Genomic DNA, 25416 nt, shown 5'->3' with positions numbered 1-25416 from the left:
GGAGGCCGACCATGCGCCTGTTCCTCGCCCTCGCCCTGCTCGCTGCCAGCAGTCTGGCCAACGCCGCGATCAAGACTCAAGAGATTCCCTACCAGAGTGCCGACGGCACCAAACTGATCGGCTACTACGCCTACGACGACGCGATCAAGGGCAAACGCCCTGGAGTCGTCGTGGTGCATGAATGGTGGGGCCTTAACGATTACGCTAAACGTCGCGCCCGCGACCTCGCCGAACTGGGCTACAGCGCGCTGGCGATCGACATGTACGGCGAAGGCAAGAACACTGAGCACCCGAAAGATGCGATGGCGTTCATGCAGGCCGCGACCCAGGATGCTGCGGCCTCCAGCAAACGTTTCGAGGCCGGGTTGAACCTGCTGAAAAAGCAGCCGCAGACCGACGTCAATAAAATCGGCGCCATCGGTTACTGCTTCGGCGGTGGCGTGGTGCTCAACGCCGCGCGTCAGGGCGAGCCGCTGGCGGGCGTGGTGAGTTTCCATGGTGCGCTGGCGACCACCACACCGGCGACGCCCGGCAGTGTGAAGGCGAAGATTCTGGTCGAGCACGGTGCGCTGGACAGCATGGTCACTCCAGACAACGTCACCGCGTTCAAATCCGAGATGGACAAGGCCGGCGCCGACTACACATTCGTCAGCCTCGACGGCGCCAAGCATGGCTTCACCAATCCGGATGCCGATCGCTTGAGCCACGGCGATCATGGTGGCCCGGATATCGGTTACAACAAGGCGGCCGATGAAAAATCCTGGGCGGACATGAAGGCGTTCTTCCAGAAAATCTTTGGCTGACATTGCCCCTGTGGCGTGGGAGCTTGCTCCCGCTCGGCGGCGAAGCCGTCGCAAAAACATGCCGACGCGGTTTACCTGACAGACCTCGTCCACAGATTTGGGGGGCTTTGCCCCCAGCGGGAGCAAGCTCCCTCGCCACAAAAGTGTGCAGCCTCTACCCAGTCGTGGCTTCAACCGGCAAAATGCCCGCCATGAATTCCAGCCCGCCCCTCCCCGCCTGCTGCACCCCGCTCGACGCCCATTGGCCGTTGCCCAACGTGTTGCCCGAGACCGTGCTGCTCAGTACCCGTTTCGACCCGAAGCAACTGCTCGGCGATGACTTCCAGCGCAGCGCCATCGAGCCGCCGCCGAGCATTCAGCGCTCGGTGGCCAAACGGCAGGCCGAGTTTCTTGCCGGGCGAATCTGCGCCCGGGCCGCGCTGCAGCAACTGGAAGGCTCAAACGTGATTCCGGCGATTGGCGAAGACCGCGCACCGGTGTGGCCGGCGCACATCTGCGGCTCGATCACTCACAGCACCGGACACGCGGCGGCGATTGTCGCCAACAAGCGGCACTGGCGCGGCTTGGGCATGGATCTGGAAAACCTGCTCGAGACCGAGCGCGCCGAACGCCTGGCCGGGGAGATTCTGACGCCTGCGGAACTGCTGCGCATGACCGCCGGTGCGCGGGAACAACTGGCGTTACTGGTGACCCTGACGTTTTCGGTGAAAGAGAGCCTGTTCAAGGCGCTGTACCCGATTGTGCAGAAGCGTTTCTACTTCGAGCACGCCGAGGTGCTGGAGTGGACGGAGCAGGGTCAGGTCCGGTTGCGTTTGCTGACTGACTTGTCTGGCGAATGGCGTAATGGCACCGAGCTGGAGGCGCAATTTGGGGTGCAGGATGGGCAGTTGTTGAGTCTGGTCAGCATTCCGGCCTGAGGATTTTTCGGCGACTGTTGCACCGCCTTCGCGAGCAAGCCCGCTCCCACAGGGGAATGCATTTCAAGGGTGGGAGCGGGCTTGCTCGCGAAGGCGCCATTTCTGCTAACGCAAAACTCAACGGCGCTCCTGATTCCTCGGCCAACTCAGACTGAAACAAGCCCCACCCAGACTTTTGCTCTTGTTGATCAGCGCCCGACCGTCATGCCAGTGGATGATCCGCCGCACAATCGACAACCCCAGCCCGTGCCCACCAGAGGCCCGGGTGCGGCTATCATCCAGACGCAGGAACGGCGTGAAGATCCGTTCCCACGCCGACTCCGGCACACCCGGCCCGTCATCCTCGACATCAACCCGGCAGCGCAACTGCCCGACCTGATAACTCACCGTGACATTCGAGCGCGCATGGCGCATCGCGTTGCTCACCAGATTCTGCAACGCGCGGTGCAGGAAGCGCGGCTCGGCTTCGACCCAGGCGCCATCGTTGTCCGCCGCTGACAGGCACAACCCGCGCTGCACCGAGACCTCGGCACGCAACGGCGCCAGTTCTGCGATCACCTGATTGACCAGCGCATCGAGGTCGATGCGTTGGAAGGTCAGTGCTGGCGAACCCTGTTCCAGCCGCGCGTAAGTGAGCATTTCGTCCACCAGCTTATCGAGATCCTCGATGTCGTGATCCATGCCCTCGCGGTATTTTTCCAGCGCTTGCGGAGTGGTGGCCGAGCCGATCATTTCCAGCCCGAAACGCAGGCGCGCCACCGGCGTGCGCAGTTCGTGGGACACCGCACGCACCAGCTCGCGCTGAATTGCCAGCAACTGCTGCAGATGCTCGGCCATGCCGTTGAACGCCGCCGCCAGCCGCCCGACCGAGTCAGCACCGCGGGCCGGCACGCGGGTTTCCAGGCTGCCCTTGGCGATGCGTGTGGCCGCGGCTTCGAGTCCGCGCAGACGTCTTTCGAGCTGACGCACCAGCAGATATACGATCAGACCGATCAAGGTCAGGCCCAGGGCAGCGATCAACACCAGCCATTGCGGCGGATACGGATTCATCTGATACAGCGGGCCGATCTCCAGCACCCACGGCGTACCGACCATGCCGGCAAACACCCTGATCGAATCCCCGCCCTTGCCCAGCGCCATCACCGTATCGCCCTCGGACACTCGGCGGCTCTGGTCTTCGTCCATGTCGGCCTCGTTGACCGTGACCAGCCGCAGATCAAAACCGAAGCCCTTCTCTTCTTTTAACTGCGCCAGCCGCTTGGGCTGTTCGCCGACCGGCACCCGCACCAGTTCATCGGCCAACAGATAAATAGTCGCGCGGGCCAATTGTTCGCTGATCTGTTGCACGTCACCGGTCAGCAGCAGCTGTTCCTTGTCGCTGACCAGTCGATAGACCCGCGCCGCATGCGGGCCGGTCTGCTCTACCAAGGCCTGACCGCGCTGCACCCGGGCGCGCTGAGAGAGATCCAGATCGGTCTCGGAAAACTTCTTCAGCGCCAGCGGAATCCCCAGCAGACGCTCCCAGACCAACAACGCCCGGTGGCGCTCGGTTTCGTTCATCGGTTGCAGGTTGTCGGCCATCAGCGAGAACGTGCCGTGGGCCAGGCGCTCGCGGTATTGCTCGCTTCGCACCTGATTGAGCAGGTGCAGCGCCAGCACACCAAGCACCGCCACCAGAATCAGCGCCGCGCACATGCCGCCATAGATGCGCAGGAAGATCGAGTTCACAGCGCCAGATCCACACAGGCTTCAGGGACGAACAGGTAGCCTTTGCTACGGATGGTCTTGATCAGCCGCGGATGGTCGGGGTCATCACCGATTTTCGGGCGGATGCGCGAGATGCGCACATCGATCGAGCGATCCTGGCCGTCATAGCCGATGCCGCGCAGCGCAGTGAAGATTTCTTCGCGAGAGAGGATCCGCCCGGCGTTCGACACCAGCAGCCAGAGCAGGTCGAACTCGGCGCTGGTCAGTTCGATACCGTTGTCGCTGAGCCAGGCTTCGCGCAAAGCGTTGTCCACCACCAGCGGGCCGAATTGCAGACGACGGCTTTTTTCCGCGATCGGCTCGGCTGTGTCACTGCGTCGCAGCAAGGCCTGAATCCGCGCCAGCAACAGCCGTGGGCGCACCGGTTTGCACACGTAATCATCGGCACCGAGGTCGAGGCCCTGGATCTGGTCGGCATCGTCGGTGCGCGCGGTGAGCATCAGGATCGGCCCGTCGTAACGGTCGCGCACCTTGCGGCAAATGCTCAGGCCATCTTCACCGGGCAGCATCAGGTCGAGGATCACCAGGTCCGGCTGCTCCTTGATGATCCGCGCCGCCGCCAGCGCGCCGTTGCCTTCGATCTCCACGCGCAATCCATTGGCTTGCAGGTATTCGCGGGTGAGTTCGGCCAGACGCTGGTCATCCTCGACTATCAATACCTGCCAGGCTTCTTGCTCCACCGGTGACCTCTGCTTGCTGTTTTTATTAATAAGGAAGAATGCTCGGCCTGACTCAATTCCCCTGTGGGAGCGGGCTTGCTCGCGAAGACGGCGGCATGGTCAACATGGAAATTGCCTGACCCACCGCTTTCGCGAGCAAGCCCGCTCCCACATTTTTCCCGTCTTTTTGTCATCTTTCGGGAGGATAAGAATGGGTAAACACTGCCCGATTGTATAAACGGCGTACAGCCAGAACACAAGTCGGCAAATGCGTTCGGATACGCCGGTTTTTTGTGATAGGGTTCGCGCCCTTAAAAATCCGCTGAAGCGTTTTTCCCGAGTGAAAAACAGTGACAAACGGTCTAACTCAGCAGGTTCGCGGCCTACACGCGAATCAGCCCTTTCGCACACAATTTACGCACAGGTTTATCCACAGGCTATACGTTGCAATACTCCCCCAAAACGCATTATCTTGTAGCCCGTGCGTAAAAAAACCCTACATGTAGGGGTTTTCGCAAAAAACCAAACACAAACCGGACAGTGAATTCAAGGCTTTTTATTGCCATTGTCGGGTTGAACCAAACGTATTTTCGAAAGCCCAAACCGCGCCTGCGGATGGCTACCGTTTTTCAGTCGACCACGACGATAACGGTACGGGTGTTGCAGTGACGAATCTGCTCCCCGAAAGGAATGCGGTCTCACGCGTATCGCGCGAACCGAAGACTTCGGCATGGAAGCGGCGCTCACAAGGCCCCCTTCCTGAACTGTCCCGAAGTCGTTATGCCCGGCGCGTGCCGGTTGTAGTGCTTCAGGACGGAACGGTGGGCACCTTGATGGTGCCCAAACAAACATAGAGAACGTGGAGACACCCATGCAAACCGACACAACTCGCGAGAACCCGCAGGGCACCTTGCCGCAGGCAGCCGATTCGAATTCGGATCTGGCCGCCACCGCGCCTGGTCAACTGCGCGTGATCAAGCGTAATGGCACTGTCGTTCCTTACACCGATGACAAGATCACCGTCGCTATCACCAAAGCGTTTCTCGCAGTTGAGGGCGGCACCGCTGCCGCTTCGTCGCGAATCCACGACACCGTTGCCCGCCTGACCGAACAGGTCACCGCGACCTTCAAGCGTCGCATGCCGTCGGGCGGCACCATCCACATCGAAGAAATCCAGGACCAGGTCGAACTGGCCCTGATGCGTGCCGGCGAGCAGAAAGTCGCTCGCGACTACGTGATCTACCGTGACGGCCGTTCGAAAGAACGCGCTGCCCACGCTCCGGTAGAAGCTGCGGTCGACGCGCACCCGTCGATCCGTATCACCCGCGCCGACGGCAGCCTCGCGCCGCTGGACATGGGCCGCTTGAACACCATCGTCACCGAAGCCTGCGAAGGCCTGGCTGAAGTCGACGGCGACCTGATCCAGCGCGAAACCCTGAAAAACCTGTACGACGGCGTGGCCCTGAACGACGTCAACACCGCGCTGGTGATGACCGCGCGTACCCTGGTTGAACGTGAGCCGAACTACTCGTTCGTCACCGCTCGCCTGCTGATGGACACCCTGCGTGCCGAAGGTCTGGGTTTCCTGGGTGTGGCCGAGAGCGCCACTCACCACGAAATGGCCGACCTGTACGCCAAGGCGCTGCCGGCTTACATCGCCAAAGGTATCGAGTTCGAACTGCTGAACCCTGTGCTGGCCACCTTCGACCTGGAAAAACTGGGCAAGGCGATCAACCACGAGCGCGATCAGCAATTCACCTACCTGGGCCTGCAGACCCTGTACGACCGTTACTTCATCCACAAGGATGGCGTGCGTTTCGAACTGCCGCAGATCTTCTTCATGCGTGTGGCCATGGGCCTGGCGATCGAAGAGAAGCAGAAAGAAGACCGTGCGATCGAGTTCTACAACCTGCTGTCCTCGTTCGACTACATGGCTTCGACCCCGACTCTGTTCAACGCCGGCACCCTGCGTCCACAGCTGTCGAGCTGCTACCTGACCACCGTTCCGGACGATCTGTCGGGCATCTACCACGCGATCCACGACAACGCCATGTTGTCCAAATTCGCTGGCGGCCTGGGCAACGACTGGACCCCTGTGCGCGCCCTGGGTTCGTACATCAAAGGCACCAACGGCAAGTCGCAAGGCGTGGTTCCGTTCCTGAAAGTGGTGAACGACACCGCTGTAGCCGTTAACCAGGGTGGCAAGCGCAAAGGCGCTGTGTGTGCCTACCTGGAAACCTGGCACATGGACATCGAAGAGTTCATCGAACTGCGCAAGAACACCGGTGATGATCGTCGTCGTACCCACGACATGAACACCGCCAACTGGATCCCTGACCTGTTCATGAAGCGTGTCTTCGATGACGGCAAGTGGACCCTGTTCTCGCCTTCCGAAGTTCCGGACCTGCACGACCTGACCGGTAAAGCCTTCGAAGAGCGCTACGAGTACTACGAAGCCCTGACCGAGTACCCGGGCAAGGTCAAGCTGTTCAAGACCATCCAGGCCAAAGACCTGTGGCGCAAAATGCTCTCCATGCTGTTCGAAACCGGCCACCCATGGCTGACTTTCAAAGACCCGTGCAACCTGCGTAGCCCGCAGCAGCACGTCGGCGTGGTTCACAGCTCGAACCTGTGCACCGAGATCACCTTGAACACCAACAAGGACGAGATCGCCGTTTGCAACCTGGGCTCGATCAACCTGCCGAACCACATCGTCGACGGCAAGTTGGACACCGCCAAGCTGCAACGCACCGTGAACACCGCCGTGCGCATGCTCGACAACGTGATCGACATCAACTACTACTCGGTGCCGCAAGCGAAGAACTCCAACTTCCGCCACCGTCCGGTCGGTCTGGGCATCATGGGCTTCCAGGACGCGCTGTACCTGCAGCACATCCCTTACGGTTCCGACGCTGCCGTCGAGTTCGCCGACAAGTCGATGGAAGCGGTCAGCTACTACGCGATCCAGGCGTCCTGCGACCTGGCCGATGAGCGTGGCGCGTACGAGACCTTCAACGGTTCGCTGTGGTCCAAAGGCATCCTGCCGCTGGATTCGCAACAGATCCTGATCGAGCAACGCGGCCAGAAGTACATCGACGTTGACCTGAACGAAACCCTGGACTGGGCACCGGTTCGCGCCCGTGTACAGAAAGGCATTCGTAACTCCAACATCATGGCCATCGCACCGACCGCGACCATCGCCAACATCACCGGCGTATCGCAGTCGATCGAACCGACCTACCAGAACCTGTATGTGAAATCGAACCTGTCGGGCGAATTCACCGTGATCAACCCGTACCTGGTTCGCGACCTCAAGGCTCGCGGTCTGTGGGACTCGGTCATGATCAACGACCTGAAGTACTACGACGGTTCGGTTCAGCAGATCGAGCGCATCCCGCAAGAACTCAAAGAGCTCTACGCGACCGCGTTCGAAGTGGATACCAAGTGGATCGTTGACGCCGCCAGCCGTCGTCAGAAGTGGATCGACCAGGCCCAGTCGCTGAACCTGTACATCGCCGGCGCCTCGGGCAAGAAGCTCGACGTGACCTACCGCATGGCCTGGTACCGTGGCCTGAAAACCACCTACTACCTCCGTGCCCTGGCCGCGACCAGCACCGAGAAGTCGACCATCAACACCGGCAAGCTGAACGCTGTTTCCAGCGGCGGCAACCACGGCGACGATTCGGTTCTGGCAGCTCCGGCAGGTCCAGCTCCAGTGCCAAAGGCTTGCGCGATCGACGAGCCGGATTGCGAAGCTTGCCAATAAGCTGAGCCGGGCCAGGCGTCGCGAGACGCCTGATTCTTCCAGACAAAAGAAACCCCCGACAGACTTCTGGTTTGTCGGGGGTTTTCTTTTGTCTGCCATTTATGTGCAGGAGCTGTCGAGTGAAACGAGACTGCTGAAGTGATTATGTGAATCTGGCGGAGATTGGTCGGCTCACAGGCCGCTATCGCTGGCAAGCCCGCTCCCACAGGGATTGAGTACACCGGCAAGAGATTGGTCGGCTGTCAGGCCGCGATCGCCCGCAGGCTGGCTCCTACAATTCAGAAAGCGTACAGCCCATGCGGCAAAGCCGCCCCGCTCAACAGGATGAGCGCAAGCTCGGCTGCAGCTTTTGATCTTCAAAGCCCGTCGGCAGGCTGAGTGGAGGGATTGATCCGGGGGGCGGGAGCGTAGCGACCGTTTGGCGAAGCCAAACACATCGAGAGGAGGTGCAGCGAAGCAAACCGGAGGCGATGCGCCCGGATCGATCCCGGAGCGAAGGAACCCGAGCCACGGCGAGGGCCGAACGTTGGGGCTGAAGCGTTTTGGTTACTTTTGGGCGTCTGCAAAAGTGACTCGCCGTAAGGGCGAAACCCTAAGTAGCCGTTACCGCAGCAACGGATAAGCCCACAAAACAATAGCCCACAAAAAAGCCCCTCAAAAAGAGGGGCTCCCTTGCACAACCAGAAACCGCAATCAGGTCATCTGAATGATGGTTTGCATGATGGTGCTCTGGGTCGAAATGGTCTTGGCGTTCGCCTGATAGTTGCTCTGGCCCTTGATCAGGTCCACCAGCTCGTTGGTCAGGTTAACGTTCGACTCTTCCAGCGAGTTGGATACCACCTCACCCAAGGTCCCGGTTTTCGGCGCGTCGTAGCCCGGAATACCGGAAGCGAAGGTCTCTTTCCAGCTGGTACCACCGATAGCCTGCAGGCCCTGTTCGTTGGTGAAGCTGGCCAGCGCAACCTGGCCGATGGCCTTGCTCTGGTTGTTGCTGAAGTTGGCGAACAGGGTACCGGTGCCATCAATGGTCAGGTTGGTGATCTGGCCAGTGGCGTAACCATCCTGAGTCGGGATCGAACGGGCGGTATCGGCGTTGTACTGGGTGGTCTGAGCCATCGAAATGGTGATGCCTGCCGGGTTCGCGGCTGCACCATTAGGCTTGAATGTACCGTTGATCACATTACCCGGGACCCAGCCACTGAGCTTGAGGTCACTGCTGATCACCGGACCCGGCAGAGTGCTGACCTGAGTCAGCTTGCCAGCGGAGTCAAACGTCATGGTCGAAGGTGTCGGCGCGGTGACCTTCGGATCGCTACCGGTAGCGTCCGGATTACGACCGTCTACCAGGGTGTAGACCTTCCAGGTGTTGGCACCGGTCTTGACCACGTACTGATCCATCGGGTGCATGTTGCCCTGACTGTCATAGATCGGCGTGCTGAACGATTTGGTGTAGGTCGCGAGGTTGTTCGGATCGAACTTGCCGGCGGGCACTGTGTCGTCGATTACTGGAGCGGTCGAGTCCAGGTTGATGGTCGAGGTCACCAGCGAGGTGGACTTCGGCGCCAGGTTGGAAGTGTCGATCTTCAGGTCAGTCAGCACACCATTGATGATCTTGCCGTTGGCATCCACACCGTAACCCTGCAGGCGCGAGGTGTAGTCGGTGTTGGTGATGTAACCAGCGTTGTCGACCTTGAAGGTACCGGCACGGGTATAGGAAACCGAACCGTTGTTGCTCATGGTGAAGAAACCGGAACCGTTGATACCCATGTCCAGCACGTTACCGGTGTTGTTGATGTCACCCTGGGTGAACTGCTGAGAAACGTTGGCCAGGCGTACACCGTTACCGATGACCTTGCTGCCACTGCCCAGACGGGTCGACGAGTAAACGTCTTCGAATTCTGCACGGGACGATTTGAAACCGGCGGTCGCGACGTTGGCGATGTTGTTGCCGGTCACGTCCAGTTGTTTGTTGGCTGCATAGAGACCGCTAAGGCCGATATTGAAAGACATATTCCACTCCTTTGTGCCGGTTAGTCGGCTCTATATACCAATGGTTTGTACTTTGGACAGGGCGACGGTGCCCTTGCCGGACAGGTTGAGCATCAGCTCGCCACCGGTCTGGCTGATGGTCACACTGTTGACCGTGGCTGGCAGGTAGGTCGCCAGGTCGGTCGCGGTGCCATTGATTGATGCGTTGGCTTTGACGGTATAGGTACCGGCCTTCACCAGATTGCCGTCTTTGTCCTTGCCGTCCCAGGTGAAGCTCGCGCTGCCTGCGGCGCGACTTCCCAGATCGATGGTGCGAACCACCGTGCCGCTGCTGTCGGTAATGCTGACGGTGCCACCGGCAATCGATGACGGAACGGTCGCCGATCCGGTCATGCCCTTGCTCGGGTCGTCCATCTGAACGCTGTTGGTCTGCACGATCACGTTGCGACCGACCAGCGAGGACGCCTGCAGTGCCTGCGAGGAGTTGTAGTTGCCGGCCAGCGAGCTGACGGTGCTGTTAAGCGTGGTGATGCCTTCCAGGCTGCTGAACTGCGCCAACTGCGCAACGAACGCGCTGTTGTCCTGCGGGTCGAGCGGGTTCTGGTTTTTCAGCTGGGTGACCAGCAGTTGCAGGAACGCATCCTTGCCCAGGGCTTTGCCGCCAGTGGCGCTGTTGGTGGCCGAAGCAATGCCACCGGTGGTCGAACTGCTCGTTTTCTTCGAGGAGTTCGCCAGGATGTCATTCATGCTCAGGCTGCTGGTGGTATCGGAAACACTCATGGCCGTCGCCCCTTATTACTGACCGAGGGTCAGTACCTTCTGCATCATGGTTTTGGCGGTGTTCATCATTTCGGCGTTGGTCTGGAACGAACGGCTCGCGGAAATCATGTCAGCCATTTCTTCCACCACGTTGACGTTCGGGTAGTAGACGTAGCCTTTGGCGTCGGCGGCCGGATGGTTCGGCTCGTAACGCGCTTCGAGGTTGCTCTGGTCTTCGACCACGCCGAGTACCTGCACGCCCTGCCCTGCGGCGTCCTGGCTCTGGAACAGCGAGTTGCTGCCGCTGTTCTGGCCACCCTGGAACATGGTGGCGAACACCGGGTGACGGGCACGGTAGGTCTGGTCGATGCTCGACGAAACGGTTTCGGCGTTGGCGATGTTCGAAGCCACGGTGTTCAGACGCGTGGTTTGTGCGCTCATGCCGCTGCCGGCAATGTTGAAAACGCTGGACAGGGACATGGATTACTCTCCGCGCAGGGCTGACACCAGCCCTTTGAATTTGCTGTTGAGCAGGGTGAAGCTGGCCTGGAAGCCGACCGCGTTTTCCGCGTAGTTCGACTGCTCAAGCTGAGCGTCAACGGTGTTCTGGTCGATCGAAGGCTGCATCGGCGTGCGATACATCAGCGACTCGTCGCCATTGCCCAGGCCTTCAGCTTCGATGTGACGGCTGTTGGTCATGTTCAGCGCGATGGTGCCGTTGGCGTTCTTCTGGGTCTGTGCTTCAAGCACTTTGGAGAAGTCCAGATCCCGAGCCTTGTAGTTCGGGGTATCGGCGTTGGCGATGTTGTTGGCCAGGACTTCGGCACGCTGGGCGCGGAAGCCCAGTGCCTTTTCGTGAATGCCGAGCGCTTTATCGAAGCTGATGCTCATGTCGGGAACCTTCGGGTGACCGGTTTTTCGTACCTGAGCTTTAGCAAGCGCCGTGCCAAACAGAACAACCCCCCATAAACCGGGGCTTTGCGAGGAGCCGGCAAAGCGGCAATGCCAGAAAAGCGGCAACCGGTTTCCGCTGGCTGCCGCTTTTCTGCCGCTTGCCTGCTCTCGCCGACACCGGACAACTGTGGGAGCGGGCTTGCTCGCGAAAGCGTCATCTAAGTCAGTATTTGTTTTCCTGACACACCGCCTTCGCGAGCAAGCCCGCTCCCACAGGGGATTTGTGGTGTGTGAGGGAGATAATTCAGGCACAAAAAAACGGGAGCCCCCAAGGACTCCCGTTTCTCGTGTTGCCGATGCAATCACTTCGCCTGGTAAATGATCCCCGGGCTGCACTGGACCATCTGGTAATGATCCGGCAGACCGTTCAGCGCTTCGGAAGCGCCAAGGAACAGATAGCCGCCCGGCTTCAGCGTGCTGTGAATGCGCAACAGGATGTCTTTCTTCACCTCGGCGGAGAAGTAGATCAGCACGTTGCGGCAGAACACGATGTCGAACTTGCCCAGGCTCGCGTAACTGTCGAGCAGGTTGAACGAACGGAATTCCACCCGGTTCTTGATCGGCGCCTTGATCACCCAGCGCCCCGGCCCTTTCGGGTCGAAGTAGCGCTGCAGACGATCGGCGGACAAACCGCGACCGATCGCCAGGCTGTCGTACTCGCCGGTCTTGCAGTTGGTCAGCATGCTGCCGGACAAGTCCGTGGCAACAATCTGCACGCCCATCTTCAACTGACCGAGGTTGCTGCGCTCGAACTCATCGATCGACATCGATAGCGAATACGGTTCCTGACCCGACGAGCACGCCGCCGACCAGATCCGCAGACGCTGGTTGGGACTGGCCTTGATCGCCTCGGGCAGCACCTTGTTCTTCAAGACTTCAAACGGATAGGTGTCCCGAAACCACAGGGTTTCGTTGGTCGTCATGGCATCGACCACCTGCTCGCGCAAACCGCTGCGCGGCTGGGTCTGGATGCGCTGTACCAGCTCACCCAGGGACTTGATGCCTTGCTGCTCCATCAGTTTGTTGAGACGGCTCGAGACCAGGTACTGCTTGTTTTCACCGAGCAAAATGCCACAGGCTTTTTCCAGGAAGACCCGGAATTGTTCGAAATCCAAATTACCCGTAGACAATGATGCCGCCTCTTAAATCGTGTTGACCGCCAGGGACAAAAGGTCCCTAGCTGATATCTGCTGCTTTGATCCGGTCGACTACCCGGGATGCCAGGTCATCAGGACGGAATTTGGCCAGGAAGTCATCGGCACCGACTTTCTTGACCATCGCCTGATTGAATACCCCCGACAACGAAGTATGCAGGATGATATGAAGCTTTTGCATGCGCGGGTCGCTGCGGATCTCCGCCGTCAGGGTGTACCCGTCCATCTCCGGCATCTCGATGTCGGAAATCATCATCAGGAACTCTTCTTCCGGCTTCTTGCCCTCTTCGACCAGCTTGCGCAGGTAATCCAGCGCCTGCTTGCCGTCGTTCAGCGCCACCACTTCGACGCCGATCGTCTGCAGGCAACGCGTGACCTGCTTGCGCGCCACCGACGAGTCATCGACCGTCAGCACCCGCAGCGACAACGCCTTGCTCTGGGTCTCAACATCGACCACACCGACCGAAATCGCCTCGGGCGTCGGCGCCACTTCCGCCAGCACCTTCTCGACATCGATGATTTCGACTAACTGATTGTCGACCCGAGTCACAGCCGTCAGGTAGTGATCGCGCCCCGTGCCCTTGGGCGGCGGATGGATCTCTTCCCAGTTCATGTTGACGATGCGCTCCACCGAGCGAACCAGGAAACCCTGGGTCTTGGTGTTGTACTCCGTGATGATCACGAACGGACTGTTCTTGTCTTTCAACGCCCCGGAACCGGTCGCCATTGCCAGATCAAGGATCGGAATGGTCGCCCCCCGGATATTCGCCACCCCGCACACGACAGGACTGGACTTGGGCATCAACGTCAGCGACGGGCATTGCAGCACTTCCCGCACCTTGAACACGTTGATGCCGTAGAGCTGTTGACCGTCGAGACGGAACAACAACAGCTCCAGGCGATTCTGCCCTACCAGTTGCGTGCGCTGGTTCACCGAATCCATTACACCAGCCATGCCCAGACTCCTACACCAACGCCAAGTGTTGTTGCGACGCACATTCATTGCTAAACGGCACGGCGCTTGCTTTTTAACTCGTATGAACGCTCAAACGACATTTTTCCGACGCCTGACCTCCCGCACCCGCAAAGCGCTGTGCGCGGTGTCTGCCGTCTGCTTCTTCTTCGCTGGCAGCCCTGCCGGTGCTGATACGGTTACCTTGCCTGACATGCTTATCGGCGTCACCCAGGGCTTTCTTGAGTTCACCGTAGAAGACTATCTGGCTACCAGTCAAACGGAAGGCCGCTACGAAATCGAGGTCAACCAGCTCGACCCGCGTATGCGCATGCCTATGTGCGACAAGGAATTGACAGCGTCGCTGGAGAGTCCGGCCCGTCCGCTGGGCCGGGTTACGGTCAAGGTCCGGTGCGAAGGAAGCTCGCCGTGGACGGTGTTCGTGCCCGCTCAAGTCCGCCTGTTTCGCGAAATTGTTACCACCACCCGCCCGCTGAAACGCGCCGGAATTATCGAGCCGCAGGATGTGACCTTGCGTGAACGCGACATCAGCCAGATCAATCAGGGTTTCCTGACGTCGGTGGATGAAGCCATCGGGCAGAAATTGACCCGACCAACGGTCGCCGATCAGGTGATTACCCTGGTGCATCTGGAACAGGCTGAAGTGGTGCGCAAGGGTGATCAGGTGGTCATCATCGCCCGCAGCGGTACGCTCGCCGTGCGCATGCCCGGCGAAGCCCTGGCCAATGGCGGTTTGAAAGAACAGATCCGGGTGAAAAACCTCAATTCCAACCGGGTGATCAAGGCGCAGGTCATCGCGCCGGGTCAGGTGGAAGTGGCCATGTAAAACGCTCAGGCAGAAAACTGGCGCCGGCCTCGATGCTTCCCTAAACTGTGCCGCAGCAGAACACGCTTCGGCACATGCAGCTCATTGCAAAGTGAGCCTAAAGTTTTCCAGGGAATGGCCGAGAACATGGCAAGCGTCCAAATTCCCAGAGGTTTTTAACATGGTCATCGATTTCAGCCGTTTGAACAGCTCCTCGTCACTTACGGGCAGTACACGTACCAGCAACGCCAAGGAAACCGCCGAATCCGGCACCTCCGCGCCGCTGAATACCCAGGCCGAAACGGCCAGTACCGCAAAAAGCGGGGAATCGGTACACCTCAGCAATGAGGCTCAACAGTTGCAGAAGGTCACTGACAAGCTGCGCGATCAGCCTGCCGTCGACAAAGCCCGGGTGGCCGAGTTGAAAGCAGCGATTGCCGATGGCAGCTATAAAGTCGACAGCAACCGTGTAGCCAGCAAACTGCTCAACTTCGAAGCCCAGCGCTAGGCTTTTGCCGGCGCCAGGCTTTTGGACGCTTAAAACCCAAGGCCAGCCATGCACGACACTAATTTATTGCAACTGATCACCGACGACTTTGCTCCAGCTCAACAATTGCTGGAGTTGCTGCAAACCGAGTCCCTCGCTTTGCACGGTCGTGACATGCCTTTGCTCGAAGACATTCTGGCGCGCAAACAGGCATTGATCATTTTGCTTGAACAGCATGGCCGCAAGCGCAGCGAAATCCTCGCCAGCCTCAACCTGCCGCTCGACCGTCAGGGCCTGGAGCAACTGGCCAGCCACTCGAGCATTGGCGACCAGTTGCTGGCCCAGAGCGACGTGTTGACCGACCTGATTGCCCAGTGCCAGGCGGCGAACGTCAAGAACGGCCAGTCGATCCAGATTCAGCAGGCCGCCACGGCCAATCAGCTGAAAATCCTCACCGGGGGCGAGCCGCCAGCGTTGTATGACGCCTCGGGCACATTCGCCAAACCGACCAAGCCGCGTACGCTCAGCCAGGCGTGAGCCATTCGATGTGCCTGCACTATCAACCCGCGAAACATGCTGGCAAAATGCTGGCTAGCCGTAGTCAAATTTTGTCTGGAGATTGAGAAAACGTGCCAAACGCCCTAAGCGCGGATGATAGTCCGCAGCCACCAAAGGTGCTGACCACGCCCCTGGAAATCTCCAGCAACCTGCGCCAGCTGCAAGAAAGCCACGATCCACTGATCATCACGTTCCACGAGCGCAGCCAGCGCTTTCAGAGCTACCTGATCAAGGTCGACCGCGAAACCGCGACGATTGCCCTGGACGAGATGATCCCGCGCGATGGCGAGCGCTTTCTGCAGGCGGGCGAACCGTTCAAGGTCGAAGGCTTCCACGAGGGCGTGCGCATCGCCTGGGAATGCACCGGTAAGCTGAACATTGAAGAGTCCGAGGGCGATCGCTTCTACACCGGCGAACTGCCGACCGAAGTCGTTTACCACCAGCGCCGCAACGCCTTTCGTGCAGCCCTGAAGCTGACTGACCTGGTCAGCGTCGAACTCGGCGGCGAAAAGCTCAAGGCGCCGATCAACGGCAAACTGCTGGATATTTCCGCCACCGGTTGCAAGCTGCGCTTTGAAGGCGACATCACCGACCGCCTGCAACTGGGCCAGGTCTATGACCGCATGATCGCCACCCCGCTGTTTGGCAATCAACCCATCTCGGTCGAACTGCGCTATCTGCACTTCGAAGAAAAGCTCAACATCACCTTCGCTGGTCTGCGTTTCCACAACATCAGCGGCCAGGCGGCGCGCAACGTCGAACGCTTCGTCTATCAGTTGCAGCGTGAAGCACGCCGGTTCGATAAAGACGATCTGTGATTCGTACAGGCAAATAGAAAGGGCAGCCCCTCGCGGGACTGCCCTTTTTTATTTCCATTGTCCCGTCTTGGCCTGGAGATCCCTGTGGCGAGGGGATTTATCCCCGATGGGTCGCGTAGCGCCCCCAAAACCTGCCGATGCGCAGTATCAGATACTTCGCATGCGTTGATTTTGCGACTGCTTCGCAGCCGGTCGGGGATAAATCCCCTCACCACAGTTAAAGCATCATTCTTTGAACAGCCTTACCCTCACCCGATTCAGGGTCTGGCACCACTGATGTCCGGCGTCGGTTTATCGCCCTCATCAGCCGGATCAGTTTCCACCGCCGCTTCAGGCTGCACTTCGGGTTCCGGCTCCGGTTCTGGCGTAACCGTGGTCTGCATCTGCTCCTGCACCACCTGCTCATCCACTCGCGGATCGAGTGCTGCCACCAGCGGCGAACTCGACATGCTGTCCGGCATCGCCACGTGATGCAGCGGTGCGTCGTCGACCTGATGCAGATTGGTCACCGCTTTCGGGCGGATGCGCCACACCAGCACCAGCGCGAAGAAACTGAAAAACGCGTACAGGCTCTGACTGCCAAACAGCTTCATCAGCACCCCGGCCAGCAGCGGGCCGATGCTCGCACCGACACCGTAAGTCACCAGCAGCATCGCCGTCAGCGACACCCGGCGATCGCCCTCGACGTGGTCGTTGGAGAACGCCACCGCCAGCGGATACAGGCAGAACTGCACCAGCGAACACATGAACCCGACGACAAACAGAACTTCCAGCGGCACCTGTGGCAGGATCGCCAACGGCAACGCCGCCACGGCCAGGAACCCGGCGAAGCAGCGGATCAGCAGGGCCCGGTCATAACGGTCGGACAACCAGCCCAGCGGCCACTGCACCAGCAGGCCAGCAAAAATGCAGCTACCCATGAACAGACCGACCTGCTCGGTCGACAGCCCCTGCTGCGACGCATACAGCGGCGCCAGACCGTAGAACGAGCCGATGATCAGACCAGCACCGAGCACCGTACTCAACGACTGCGGCACGCGCTTGATAAAGAAGCGCGGTTCCATCGGTGCCGGATGCAGCGGCGCCGGGTGAATTCGCCGGGTCAGCGCCACCGGCACCAGACACAGGGCAAAACACAGCGCGACCAGCATCAGCAGCTCCAGGCCGAGGCCCGGATGCATGACCAGAATCAACTGACCGAGCACCAGCCCCAGATACGAAGCGATCATGTAGCCGCTGAACACCAGCCCACGCTGGTTGGCGTCGGCCTGCTCGTTGAGCCAGCTCTCGATCACCATGTATTGGCACATCATGCCCAGACCGACGATGGTCCGCAGCACCAGCCATGCCGGCAGCCAGTCGACCAGGCCATGCCCGAGCACCGCCGCGCCGACGATCCCGGCACACGCCGAATAAGCGCGAATGTGGCCGACCCGGGCAATCAAGCGGTGACCGATCTTGCCGCCCAGCACCAGGCCGAAATAGTTGGCCGCCATCAGCGCACCGACCCACAGTCCGTCGACATGGTCAGCAGCCAGGCGCAATGCCAGATAAGTAGATAGAAGGCCCGAGCCGATCAACATCATCAGCGAGGCGAAATACAGCGCTCGAAAGGATTTCCAGATTTGGCGCATCGGCGTTCCGAGCGGCTCCTTGCAGTGAGTATCGGACTATCAAGACGATAGCCCGACGGCGACAGTTAGTCAGGCCTGGGCTGCTAGAACACGCCGTTCCCAGGGAGTGATTTCATCAAAGAAGCTGGTCAACTCCATGGTCTTCGAAGCGATGTAGCCTTCGATGAACTCCTGTCCGAACAGTTCCCTGGCCAATTGGCTACGTTTCAGACGCTCGAGCGCGGCATGCAGGGTACACGGCAGCGAAAGATTCTCCGGCACTTCGAATTCGCCCTGAATCGCTGCGGTCGGCTCCAGCTCATGCTCGATCCCATGCAAGCCGGCGGCCAGACTCGCGGCAATCGCCAGATACGGGTTGGCATCGGCGCCAGGCAAACGGTTTTCCACGCGTCGAGCCACCGGCGAACTGGCCGGAATCCGCAACCCTGCGGCGCGGTTGTCATGGGACCAGCAGGCATTGTTCGGCGACGCATACGGATGACACAGACGCTGATAGGAGTTCACGTTCGGCGCAAACAGCGCGGTGAAATCAGCCATGCCCGCCTGCTGCCCGCCGATGAAATGGCGGAACATTGCGGTCGGCTGGCCACTGTCGTCACTGAATACATTGTTGCCGGTGGCGATCTCGACCAGGCTCTGATGAATGTGCATCGAACTGCCCGGCGTGTGCGCCAGCGGTTTGGCCATGCACACCACGCTCAGACCATGCTTGAGCGCGACTTCCTTGAGCAGGTGTTTGAACAGGAAAGTCTGGTCGGCCAGCAACAGCGGATCACCGTGCAGCAAGTTGATCTCGAACTGGCTGACGCCCATTTCATGCATGAAGGTATCGCGTGGCAGACCGAGGGCCGCCATGCATTTATAGACTTCGCTGAAGAATGGCCGCAGGCCATTGTTGGAGCTGACACTGAACGCCGACTGCCCATCCTCGCGACGCCCGTCGAGGCCGACTGGCGGACGGAACGGCTGAGTCGGATCGGTGTTCGGCGCGAAGACGAAGAATTCCAGCTCGGTCGCCACTACCGGCGCCAGACCGCGTGCGGCGTAACGGGCGATGACTTTCTTGAGTTGGCCGCGGGTCGACAGGTTGGAGCTTTCGCCGCTCAGTTCGTCGGCATCGCAGATGGCCAGGGCGCGTGGCTCGTCGCTCCATGGCAGAGGATGGATCATGCTCGGCTCGGCCACCAGCGCCAGGTCGCCGTCATCACTGCCGTAAAACCGCGCCGGCGGATAACCGCCCATGATGCATTGCAGCAGCACTCCCCGCGCCATCTGCAAACGCCGCCCTTCGAGGAAACCCTCGGCGGTCATCACCTTGCCGCGCGGCACGCCGTTCAAATCCGGCGTGACACATTCAATCTCATCAATGCCGGTCAGTCGCTGCGCGAGTGAACGCTGGCCATCGGTTGTCATGACGCAATCCTTGTTATTGTGCGAGCCGCAAGCGGCGACCCGTACAAAATAGGCTCCGGCTGTTCGGAATATCAAGCAGCGTCAAACAAAAAAGGCCGCCACTGAATTTCCGTTTAGGAGCTGCCGCAGGCTGCGATCTTTTGATCTTAAAAAAAGTCAAAAGATCGCAGCCTTCGGCAGCTCCTACAGGGGGCATGCCTTCAGGGCAGATAAAGGCTGAACACCCCGCCACCCAACGGTCCGCCATTGCGAATCTCGGTGTGCCCGACCACGCCATTGCGCTGATGCAACGCAGCAATCCGGTTGGCGAAATACAGACCCAACCCGGTGCTGCCGCTGCCGTGATTGATGCCCTGCACGTAATCAGCCTGACGCTCGAGCATCGCTGCCGGGTAACCGTCGCCGTCATCGTTGATGCTCAACACCAGTTGCCCAGCCTCGTCGCTGACGGTAATCAGCAGCGACTCGCGGGCATAACGAATCGCGTTGTTGATGCAGTTGCCCAATACCGAGGCAACCAATTCGCGATCGAAGAAACCCAGCGGGCTCAGCGGATCAACTTCGTAGGTAGCAATGATCCCGCGACTGGCGAACACCTCTTGATGCGCGGCCAGTTGCGCCTCAATGAAATCATCCAGCTCGTGATACGCCGGTTGCAGCGGCAACTGGTTGACGCCGAGCTTGTACAGCCCGAGCAGTTGCACCAGCATGCCGTTGAGGTGGGCGAACTCGAAGTCGATCACACCCTGCTCCGCCCCACCGCATTGCGCTTCGGGCAAGCGCGCCAGCCACTGGCTGTGGGCTTGCATCAGCATCGCCAGCGAGTTCTTCATGTCGTGAACGGTGGAGGCGATCACCGTGGAGAAATCCAGCGCCTGCTCGTCTTGGTTCATTCGCCAAACGCCTTGCTTTTCAGCTTCTGATAACGCGCATAACGCGCGTCGGTGTCGGGCATCAGGCCGACCATTTTCAGGCAGGCCCGACATTCTTCCAGCTCCGCCGACGGCACACTGGTGTCGGTGCCATGCAGCAGCGACTGGGCCATGTTCAGCGCGATACTGATGTTCTTCGGTTGCATCTTCAGCGCCTTGCGGAACACCTCGCGGGCCTCCACCAGATTGCCGGTCTTGTACACGCGCACGCCCTGACGGTTGAGGTCGGCGGCGGCGTTGCTCGAACTGAGGATAGTCGGGTCGTCGGTGAGCTTGGCGATGTCTTTCATCACCGCCGGATCGTCACCGTAGATCTCCGCACAGCTCTTGAGCATCGAAGTGCCCGCCTCGGCCTGACCGAGCATCTGCAATTGCTTGGCGACCAGCAGCGCCGCTTCAGGGCTCATGAACTGTTCCATGCCGTCGAGGCGCATCAGTGCTTGCTCGGTGAGCTTGTCGGCGGTCTCGGCATCGTTGAGCAGCAGACTGGTGGCCTTCATCAGCCGCGCACGAATCTGCAGGCCGGGGTCAGACGGGTTCTCTTTGGCGACGGCGCTGAGCGTGGTGTTGATCTCCAGCCGCGTGCGCGTGTCGAGCCCGCGCTCACTGCCCTTGCTGATCAAGGCATGGGCCAGACCGAGGTTGCTTTCCGGGTCCTTGAAACGCGACTGCGCACCCTGCGCCACCGCCTGACGATAGGCCCGGGACGCGGTGTCAAAGTCCTCGTTGGCCATCGCCAGTTTGCCGAGCAACGCCTGCCGGCGCACCGCCAGCGGCGACAAACGAATCGCCTCCTCCAGCACCCGCTGCGCGCCTTTGGTATCGCCCTCGGCGACCAGCACATCGGCCATGCCGTCGTACAGCGCCGGCATCATCGGGAACACTTTCAGCGCTTTTTCGTAGACATCTTTGGCCTGCGCCACTTGCCCACGCTTGAACAACAACTTGCCCAGCCCGGCAAACGCCCACGGCAACGGCCGATCAGCGATGATGCTGTCGTAGAGGCGTTCAAGCGCTTCGTTCTGGTTCATGTCGCGCAGCGCATCGGCGCGATAACGCAGGCACAGCGGCGAATAACGGATGTCCTGCTTGCACAGCGCAATACAGGCATTGAGCACCTCGACCGGTTTACCGCGATCAAGGGCTTGCAGAATCGGTTTGAGCAACGTCTTGCGCTGCTCCAGACGCTCCAGGCGCTGCGCCAGGCCGGAGCGGTTGAACGGCTTGGTCAGGTAGGCATCCGGCTCATGCTCCAGCGCACTGAGCACCATCGCCTGACTGGTCTCGGCCGTGACCATGACAAACACCGCTTCATGGCTGATGAGCTTTTCCGACATCAGGTCTTCCAGCACCTGCTGGCCGTTCTTCTTGCCGTCGCCGAGGTGGAAATCCTGCAGGATGAAATCGTAGGACTTCTGCGCACACATCTTCAGCGCCTGCTCGCCGGTATCGGCGGTATCCACATCCTTGACCCCCAGTTCGCGCAGCATCGAGCGGACGGAACTGCGGAAATCCGAGAAATCATCGACGATCAGAAAACTCTTTTGGTGATACGACAGCATCGAGGATTTCCAGGCAATTGAAGTAGGTGAACCGGGGGCGTTTTCACAGGCGCGCTGATGATAGCTGGAGGCCAAATGCTATCAAGCGATTTCGCGCGAGTCTGAGGTCGCCGAAGGAGTTATCGGCAAGGAGTGGGGTTCTCTGAAGTGGAGGGGTTCAAGATTCCTTGTGCAGCGATTACCCTGCGCGCCGGGTCATCTTTTCACTACAGGGTTTATCTCGTGTACATCAAAGGACGTTGCATCGTGTCCGCCTGTGCGCTGCTGTTTTTCCAGCAGACGATGGCGGGTGGAATGGATTGTGTAAAAGCGGCGAGTGCCGCGGAGAAGGCTGTTTGTGCGGACAAAGGGTTGTATGAGCTGGATGCGCAGATGGGTGCTGCTTATCGGGAGCTGATGAAGATCTCCGGTGATAAGCAATCTGAACTCAAGCGCACACAACGGTTGTGGCTCAAGACACGTAATCAGTGCGAAGCGGATATTGCTTGCCTTGAACAAAGTTATCGTGACCGGCTGAAGTTATTACAGGCGCAGCAGATGGATGCCGTTGCGCACAGACCGACCGGCATCGACAAACAGGTTCTGGAAGATCTGCAACGCAGCATTCAAGCGGCCAGCGAGGGCGGCAATCGCGAGGTGGCGGTTGAACGAGTGCTCGCTTCACTGGCTTTCAACTCTGAAGAGACATCGTTTTCAGGCGACTCCGACAAAGAAAACCCCAGCGAGCAAACGCACTTTCCAGCTTCGATTCCCAAAGGCGTTACACCGGATGAATGGAAGGCATTGACCGCCACCGAAATCGATGCGGCAGCAGAAACCGGTCAAACCTCCTACTCGTTGCTGGACATGGACGGCGACGGGCAACGAGACCTGATCGTCCAGACTTACGCCGGTGGCACCGGCATGTTTACCTACGTGGAAACCTGGCGCCGAGACGGTGACCATTTTGTCAAAAGGTCTCCTGAGCCTGAAAGCGCGCTGTTCTATACCAATGATCGCGGAGCCAACCAGTCGGCGTACTGGATCAAGGCTCGGGGTAATATTTACCTCGCCTACCGCAACGGTGCCTACGGCGTTGATCACATCTACTTGCTCACTCCGTTGAAGATCAACCGTGAAGTGCCCACCGTAACGGTGCGATATGGCTACTACTTGAACGTGCCTACCACCCAACACAAGGATGACGGCACCAGCACCTTTGAGTTGGAACCTGATCTGCGGCTTACGCTCAATCAGGCAATCACCAAGGCGAACGAAGCACGCCCCCGTAAACCGGACACTCAGCGCACGCCTCTTTGCCCGATTCCTGCAACAGGTGCAGGCGAGAGCGATTACTACAGCTACGGCCCGGTGCATTACTCGGTGGAAGATGTTTTCGACCTGCCGGTGATTATCGGTAACGACTGCTACATCGGAAAACTGGTTGACTGGTTTGGCAGCTACGACGAAAAACATGGCTTGTTTGCACAACTGTCACTGCGAAAGCCGGACGTTGATGCAGATGGGCGCAGTTACGAAGTCAACGGGCGCCGGCATGTGATCGAAGTCAGCACCTCAATTGGCAAGGCCGACGGCGGAGCACTGAACTGAGCCACTTATCACGAGCATGAAAAAGCCCCGCCAGATGATTCTGCGCGGGGCTTTTTTCGAACCGTTGCAAGGCTCTGAATGATGGTGTCCCAGGGCAGGTTCGAACTGCCAACCTTCCCCTTAGGAGGGACAAATCAGATCCAGCAGGATCGGGCAGAAGCCCCATATTACTGGGCTTATTCGTCCCATTGAGTCCATGAAAACAGACCGGCATAGTGCTTTTTGCTGCCACCCTGCTGTCACGGTCGGATCCTTGAAAATCAAAATCACCCAAAAGCTCATTGGCAGCCTGGCCGCCGAGGCGAAAGCATACCGCGTGCATGACACCGTGCAACCGGGTTTCTTTATCCGCGTTCTGCCCAGCGGTCACAAGTCCTATATGGTCACATGGGGGCGTAACAAAAACGCCACCCTGGGGCGCGTTGGTGTCCTCACGCTCGATCAAGCCAGAACCGAGGCCGCTCAGTACCTGGCCGACGCGCACGCCCACGGCGAGCCACTGGCAGTCGCTCAGGGCCGAAAGGGGATTGCACTGCCCTCCTTGCGCCAGTTCATCGACGACACCTATATGTCCTGGTTCAAGACGCACCACAAAGGGCATGAGAAAACCCTGCACACGCTTAACAACAACTTCGACGCGATCATGCCACGGCGCCTAGGCGACATCACGGGCCGCGACCTGGATCAAATCCGCACCGGCTGGATGCAGTCGGGCAACAAGCCGTCGACGGTCAACCGGAAGAGGGGCTCTATCAGCGGCGTATTCAGTAGAGCCGTTGAGTGGCAGTACATCGATACCCACCCGATGGACAGGCTCAAAGCCTTAAAAGTCGACTCGATGGGGCTGGTCCGCTACTTGGATGCTGAAGAGACAAAACGGCTCCGGGAAGCGCTGGACGCCCGCCAAGACGAAGCGAGGAGGGAACGCGAGAGTGCCAACAAGTGGCGAGCGGATCGCGGTAAAGGGTTGCTGGCGGCCTTTCGAAAGCTGACACCAGATAACGTGGTGTGGGTTAAGCCTGATCGTTACTGGCGCTTCAGGGTCGCGGAGGATGAGCCAGGGCGCGACGCTATAGGTTAATGTGGCACGATAGGCCGCCGTCTATCGGCGGCCCGCTTCCACTGCTCCCAAGCCAAGCCAAACGATAAAAAAAGGAATTCGGAATGACGAAACTGTTCGCGAAGCGGTTCGGTGAACTTGAAGCTCAGCTGGCGGATATTGAAGCTACTAAGAGGCTAGAAGCTCTCCCCTTATCCGGCTCATCGGTAATGGAAGTCGACTCCAACTTGCTATTGAACTGGAAAGTGAAGGCAAGAGAGTTGATGCGCAAGGCTTGCGGTGAGGCGTCGCCGCATATGGTTGCCTTCTTAGAAGCGGGTGAGGTTGGGATCTATGGCACAGAGTACAACGCGCTCAAACGGTTGAAAGCCGTTTTTCTGGCAGCCAAAGAAGATTTTGAGGGCGGCTACCTCAACACAGTCCGCAATCTAGTCCAGGCGGAAGTATTCGGAAGCGAACTCGAGCAAGCTAGCGAGTTGCTTCTAGCAGGATATGCATCGGCAGCCGCGGTGATCGCTGGGGTTGTGCTTGAGACCACTGTTCGCAACCTCTGCACCGATCACGGCCTTGATCATGGGAAGCTCGATAAAATGAACGCTGATCTGGCGAAAGCGAGCGTTTACAACTCCATCCAGCAGAAGCGCATCACCGCGATGGCAGGCATTCGGAACGCGGCGGCACATGGAGACACAGAGAAATTCAATGCAGGGGATGTCAAAGGCATGATTGATGACGTAGAGCGCTTTCTCGCTTCGACCTTGCAATGAGACTCCCTGAAGAGATGCGCGGACCTTTGCTCACATCTGGATTACAGAT

Annotated in this window: 21 protein-coding genes and 1 pseudogene; 10 read left to right on the top strand and 12 right to left on the bottom strand. The window is 59.3% G+C overall.

Annotated features, from left to right (window positions below; genetic code table 11):
• Positions 1-11: 11 nt before the first annotated feature.
• Entirely contained in the window at positions 12-803 is a 792-nt protein-coding gene (locus M0808_RS06500) for a dienelactone hydrolase family protein (protein ID WP_247840394.1), read from the top strand.
• A 191-nt stretch (positions 804-994) separates the two neighbouring features.
• Positions 995-1720 (top strand): 4'-phosphopantetheinyl transferase, encoded by a 726-nt coding sequence (locus M0808_RS06495; RefSeq protein WP_247840391.1) that lies wholly within the window; start codon positions 995-997, stop codon positions 1718-1720.
• A 117-nt stretch (positions 1721-1837) separates the two neighbouring features.
• Here the strand turns inward: M0808_RS06495 and M0808_RS06490 are convergent, their stop codons facing one another.
• Both M0808_RS06490 and M0808_RS06485 read right to left on the bottom strand, forming a co-directional pair.
• Positions 1838-3448 carry an ATP-binding protein gene (locus tag M0808_RS06490; RefSeq protein ID WP_247840389.1) on the bottom strand — a complete coding sequence of 537 codons (1611 nt, stop codon included), beginning with the start codon at positions 3446-3448 and terminating at the stop codon, positions 1838-1840.
• The gene (locus M0808_RS06485) at positions 3445-4167 is read right to left on the bottom strand and encodes a response regulator (protein WP_007968483.1); all 723 of its coding nucleotides are present in this window, start codon (positions 4165-4167) and stop codon (positions 3445-3447) included. Before M0808_RS06485 ends, M0808_RS06490 begins: the two co-directional genes overlap by 4 nt.
• Before the next feature lie 850 nt (positions 4168-5017).
• On the opposite strand from M0808_RS06485, the gene M0808_RS06480 reads away from it, so the two are divergent.
• Positions 5018-7912, top strand: a complete 2895-nt coding sequence (locus tag M0808_RS06480) for a ribonucleoside-diphosphate reductase subunit alpha (RefSeq protein WP_095137143.1) — start codon at positions 5018-5020, stop codon at positions 7910-7912.
• Between the two features lie 693 nt (positions 7913-8605).
• Here M0808_RS06480 and flgE read toward each other — a convergent pair.
• From flgE to M0808_RS06450, 6 genes are all read right to left on the bottom strand, one after another.
• The gene (gene flgE, locus M0808_RS06475) at positions 8606-9922 is read right to left on the bottom strand and encodes a flagellar hook protein FlgE (RefSeq protein WP_098965102.1); all 1317 of its coding nucleotides are present in this window, start codon (positions 9920-9922) and stop codon (positions 8606-8608) included.
• 30 nt (positions 9923-9952) lie between these two features.
• Positions 9953-10681, bottom strand: coding sequence for a flagellar hook assembly protein FlgD (flgD, locus tag M0808_RS06470; protein ID WP_247840387.1), 729 nt, complete (start codon positions 10679-10681; stop codon positions 9953-9955).
• Between the two features lie 15 nt (positions 10682-10696).
• Positions 10697-11140 carry a flagellar basal body rod protein FlgC gene (gene flgC / locus M0808_RS06465; protein ID WP_003227217.1) on the bottom strand — a complete coding sequence of 148 codons (444 nt, stop codon included), beginning with the start codon at positions 11138-11140 and terminating at the stop codon, positions 10697-10699.
• Positions 11141-11143: 3 nt separating this feature from the next.
• Positions 11144-11551 (bottom strand): flagellar basal body rod protein FlgB, encoded by a 408-nt coding sequence (gene flgB / locus M0808_RS06460; protein WP_007917581.1) that lies wholly within the window; start codon positions 11549-11551, stop codon positions 11144-11146.
• Positions 11552-11916: 365 nt separating this feature from the next.
• Positions 11917-12744: a protein-glutamate O-methyltransferase CheR gene (gene cheR / locus M0808_RS06455; RefSeq protein WP_007963053.1), complete on the bottom strand. Its 828-nt coding sequence runs from the start codon at positions 12742-12744 to the stop codon at positions 11917-11919.
• Between the two features lie 46 nt (positions 12745-12790).
• Positions 12791-13723: a chemotaxis protein CheV gene (locus tag M0808_RS06450; RefSeq protein ID WP_095137138.1), complete on the bottom strand. Its 933-nt coding sequence runs from the start codon at positions 13721-13723 to the stop codon at positions 12791-12793.
• An 82-nt stretch (positions 13724-13805) separates the two neighbouring features.
• Here M0808_RS06450 and flgA point away from each other — a divergent pair, with 82 nt between their 5' ends.
• The 4 genes from flgA (at position 13806) to M0808_RS06430 (ending at position 16409) form a co-directional block, all read left to right on the top strand.
• Positions 13806-14567: a flagellar basal body P-ring formation chaperone FlgA gene (flgA, locus tag M0808_RS06445; RefSeq protein WP_027612276.1), complete on the top strand. Its 762-nt coding sequence runs from the start codon at positions 13806-13808 to the stop codon at positions 14565-14567.
• A gap of 160 nt (positions 14568-14727) precedes the next feature.
• On the top strand, positions 14728-15054 hold the full coding sequence (gene flgM, locus M0808_RS06440; protein WP_007917589.1) for a flagellar biosynthesis anti-sigma factor FlgM: 327 nt from the start codon (positions 14728-14730) through the stop codon (positions 15052-15054).
• A gap of 48 nt (positions 15055-15102) precedes the next feature.
• Positions 15103-15570 (top strand): flagellar protein FlgN, encoded by a 468-nt coding sequence (locus M0808_RS06435; RefSeq protein ID WP_007963060.1) that lies wholly within the window; start codon positions 15103-15105, stop codon positions 15568-15570.
• 92 nt (positions 15571-15662) lie between these two features.
• A complete protein-coding gene (locus M0808_RS06430) occupies positions 15663-16409 on the top strand; it encodes a flagellar brake protein (RefSeq protein WP_027612274.1) in 747 nt (248 codons plus the stop codon).
• Between the two features lie 257 nt (positions 16410-16666).
• On the opposite strand, the gene M0808_RS06425 is transcribed toward M0808_RS06430, so the two are convergent.
• From M0808_RS06425 to M0808_RS06410, 4 genes are all read right to left on the bottom strand, one after another.
• Positions 16667-18043, bottom strand: a complete 1377-nt coding sequence (locus tag M0808_RS06425) for an MFS transporter (RefSeq protein ID WP_247840385.1) — start codon at positions 18041-18043, stop codon at positions 16667-16669.
• A 69-nt stretch (positions 18044-18112) separates the two neighbouring features.
• Entirely contained in the window at positions 18113-19354 is a 1242-nt protein-coding gene (locus tag M0808_RS06420) for a glutamine synthetase family protein (RefSeq protein WP_247840640.1), read from the bottom strand.
• Between the two features lie 302 nt (positions 19355-19656).
• Positions 19657-20349 (bottom strand): HAMP domain-containing sensor histidine kinase, encoded by a 693-nt coding sequence (locus M0808_RS06415; RefSeq protein ID WP_247840384.1) that lies wholly within the window; start codon positions 20347-20349, stop codon positions 19657-19659.
• On the bottom strand, positions 20346-21950 hold the full coding sequence (locus tag M0808_RS06410; RefSeq protein WP_047295822.1) for a tetratricopeptide repeat-containing response regulator: 1605 nt from the start codon (positions 21948-21950) through the stop codon (positions 20346-20348). Before M0808_RS06410 ends, M0808_RS06415 begins: the two co-directional genes overlap by 4 nt.
• Positions 21951-22082: 132 nt before the next feature.
• Here M0808_RS06410 and M0808_RS06405 point away from each other — a divergent pair, with 132 nt between their 5' ends.
• From M0808_RS06405 to M0808_RS06395, 3 genes and pseudogenes are all read left to right on the top strand, one after another.
• Entirely contained in the window at positions 22083-23540 is a 1458-nt protein-coding gene (locus M0808_RS06405) for a lysozyme inhibitor LprI family protein (RefSeq protein WP_247840382.1), read from the top strand.
• A 196-nt stretch (positions 23541-23736) separates the two neighbouring features.
• Positions 23737-24504 (top strand): annotated as a pseudogene (locus M0808_RS06400) (integrase family protein); the annotation flags it as partial.
• Between the two features lie 200 nt (positions 24505-24704).
• A complete protein-coding gene (locus tag M0808_RS06395; protein ID WP_247840380.1) occupies positions 24705-25367 on the top strand; it encodes a DUF4145 domain-containing protein in 663 nt (220 codons plus the stop codon).
• Positions 25368-25416: the final 49 nt, after the last annotated feature.

Source organism: Pseudomonas sp. MWU12-3103b (genome assembly GCF_023100615.1).
GTDB classification, from domain to species: domain Bacteria; phylum Pseudomonadota; class Gammaproteobacteria; order Pseudomonadales; family Pseudomonadaceae; genus Aquipseudomonas; species Aquipseudomonas putida_A.
This window is presented reverse-complemented; position numbering and strand designations above follow the sequence as displayed.

Excerpts from the sequence above, each read along its gene's own strand:
- M0808_RS06500 (WP_247840394.1), top strand. The coding sequence starts at position 12 with ATGCGCCTGTTCCTCGCCCTCGCCCTGCTCGCTGCCAGCAGTCTGGCC.
- M0808_RS06495 (WP_247840391.1), top strand. The coding sequence starts at position 995 with ATGAATTCCAGCCCGCCCCTCCCCGCCTGCTGCACCCCGCTCGACGCC.
- M0808_RS06480 (WP_095137143.1), top strand. The coding sequence starts at position 5,018 with ATGCAAACCGACACAACTCGCGAGAACCCGCAGGGCACCTTGCCGCAG.
- flgE (WP_098965102.1), bottom strand. The coding sequence starts at position 9,922 with ATGTCTTTCAATATCGGCCTTAGCGGTCTCTATGCAGCCAACAAACAA.
- flgD (WP_247840387.1), bottom strand. The coding sequence starts at position 10,681 with ATGAGTGTTTCCGATACCACCAGCAGCCTGAGCATGAATGACATCCTG.
- flgC (WP_003227217.1), bottom strand. The coding sequence starts at position 11,140 with ATGTCCCTGTCCAGCGTTTTCAACATTGCCGGCAGCGGCATGAGCGCA.
- flgB (WP_007917581.1), bottom strand. The coding sequence starts at position 11,551 with ATGAGCATCAGCTTCGATAAAGCGCTCGGCATTCACGAAAAGGCACTG.
- M0808_RS06450 (WP_095137138.1), bottom strand. The coding sequence starts at position 13,723 with ATGGCTGGTGTAATGGATTCGGTGAACCAGCGCACGCAACTGGTAGGG.
- flgA (WP_027612276.1), top strand. The coding sequence starts at position 13,806 with ATGAACGCTCAAACGACATTTTTCCGACGCCTGACCTCCCGCACCCGC.
- flgM (WP_007917589.1), top strand. The coding sequence starts at position 14,728 with ATGGTCATCGATTTCAGCCGTTTGAACAGCTCCTCGTCACTTACGGGC.
- M0808_RS06435 (WP_007963060.1), top strand. The coding sequence starts at position 15,103 with ATGCACGACACTAATTTATTGCAACTGATCACCGACGACTTTGCTCCA.
- M0808_RS06425 (WP_247840385.1), bottom strand. The coding sequence starts at position 18,043 with ATGCGCCAAATCTGGAAATCCTTTCGAGCGCTGTATTTCGCCTCGCTG.
- M0808_RS06420 (WP_247840640.1), bottom strand. The coding sequence starts at position 19,354 with ATGACCGCCGAGGGTTTCCTCGAAGGGCGGCGTTTGCAGATGGCGCGG.
- M0808_RS06415 (WP_247840384.1), bottom strand. The coding sequence starts at position 20,349 with ATGAACCAAGACGAGCAGGCGCTGGATTTCTCCACGGTGATCGCCTCC.
- M0808_RS06410 (WP_047295822.1), bottom strand. The coding sequence starts at position 21,950 with ATGCTGTCGTATCACCAAAAGAGTTTTCTGATCGTCGATGATTTCTCG.
- M0808_RS06395 (WP_247840380.1), top strand. The coding sequence starts at position 24,705 with ATGACGAAACTGTTCGCGAAGCGGTTCGGTGAACTTGAAGCTCAGCTG.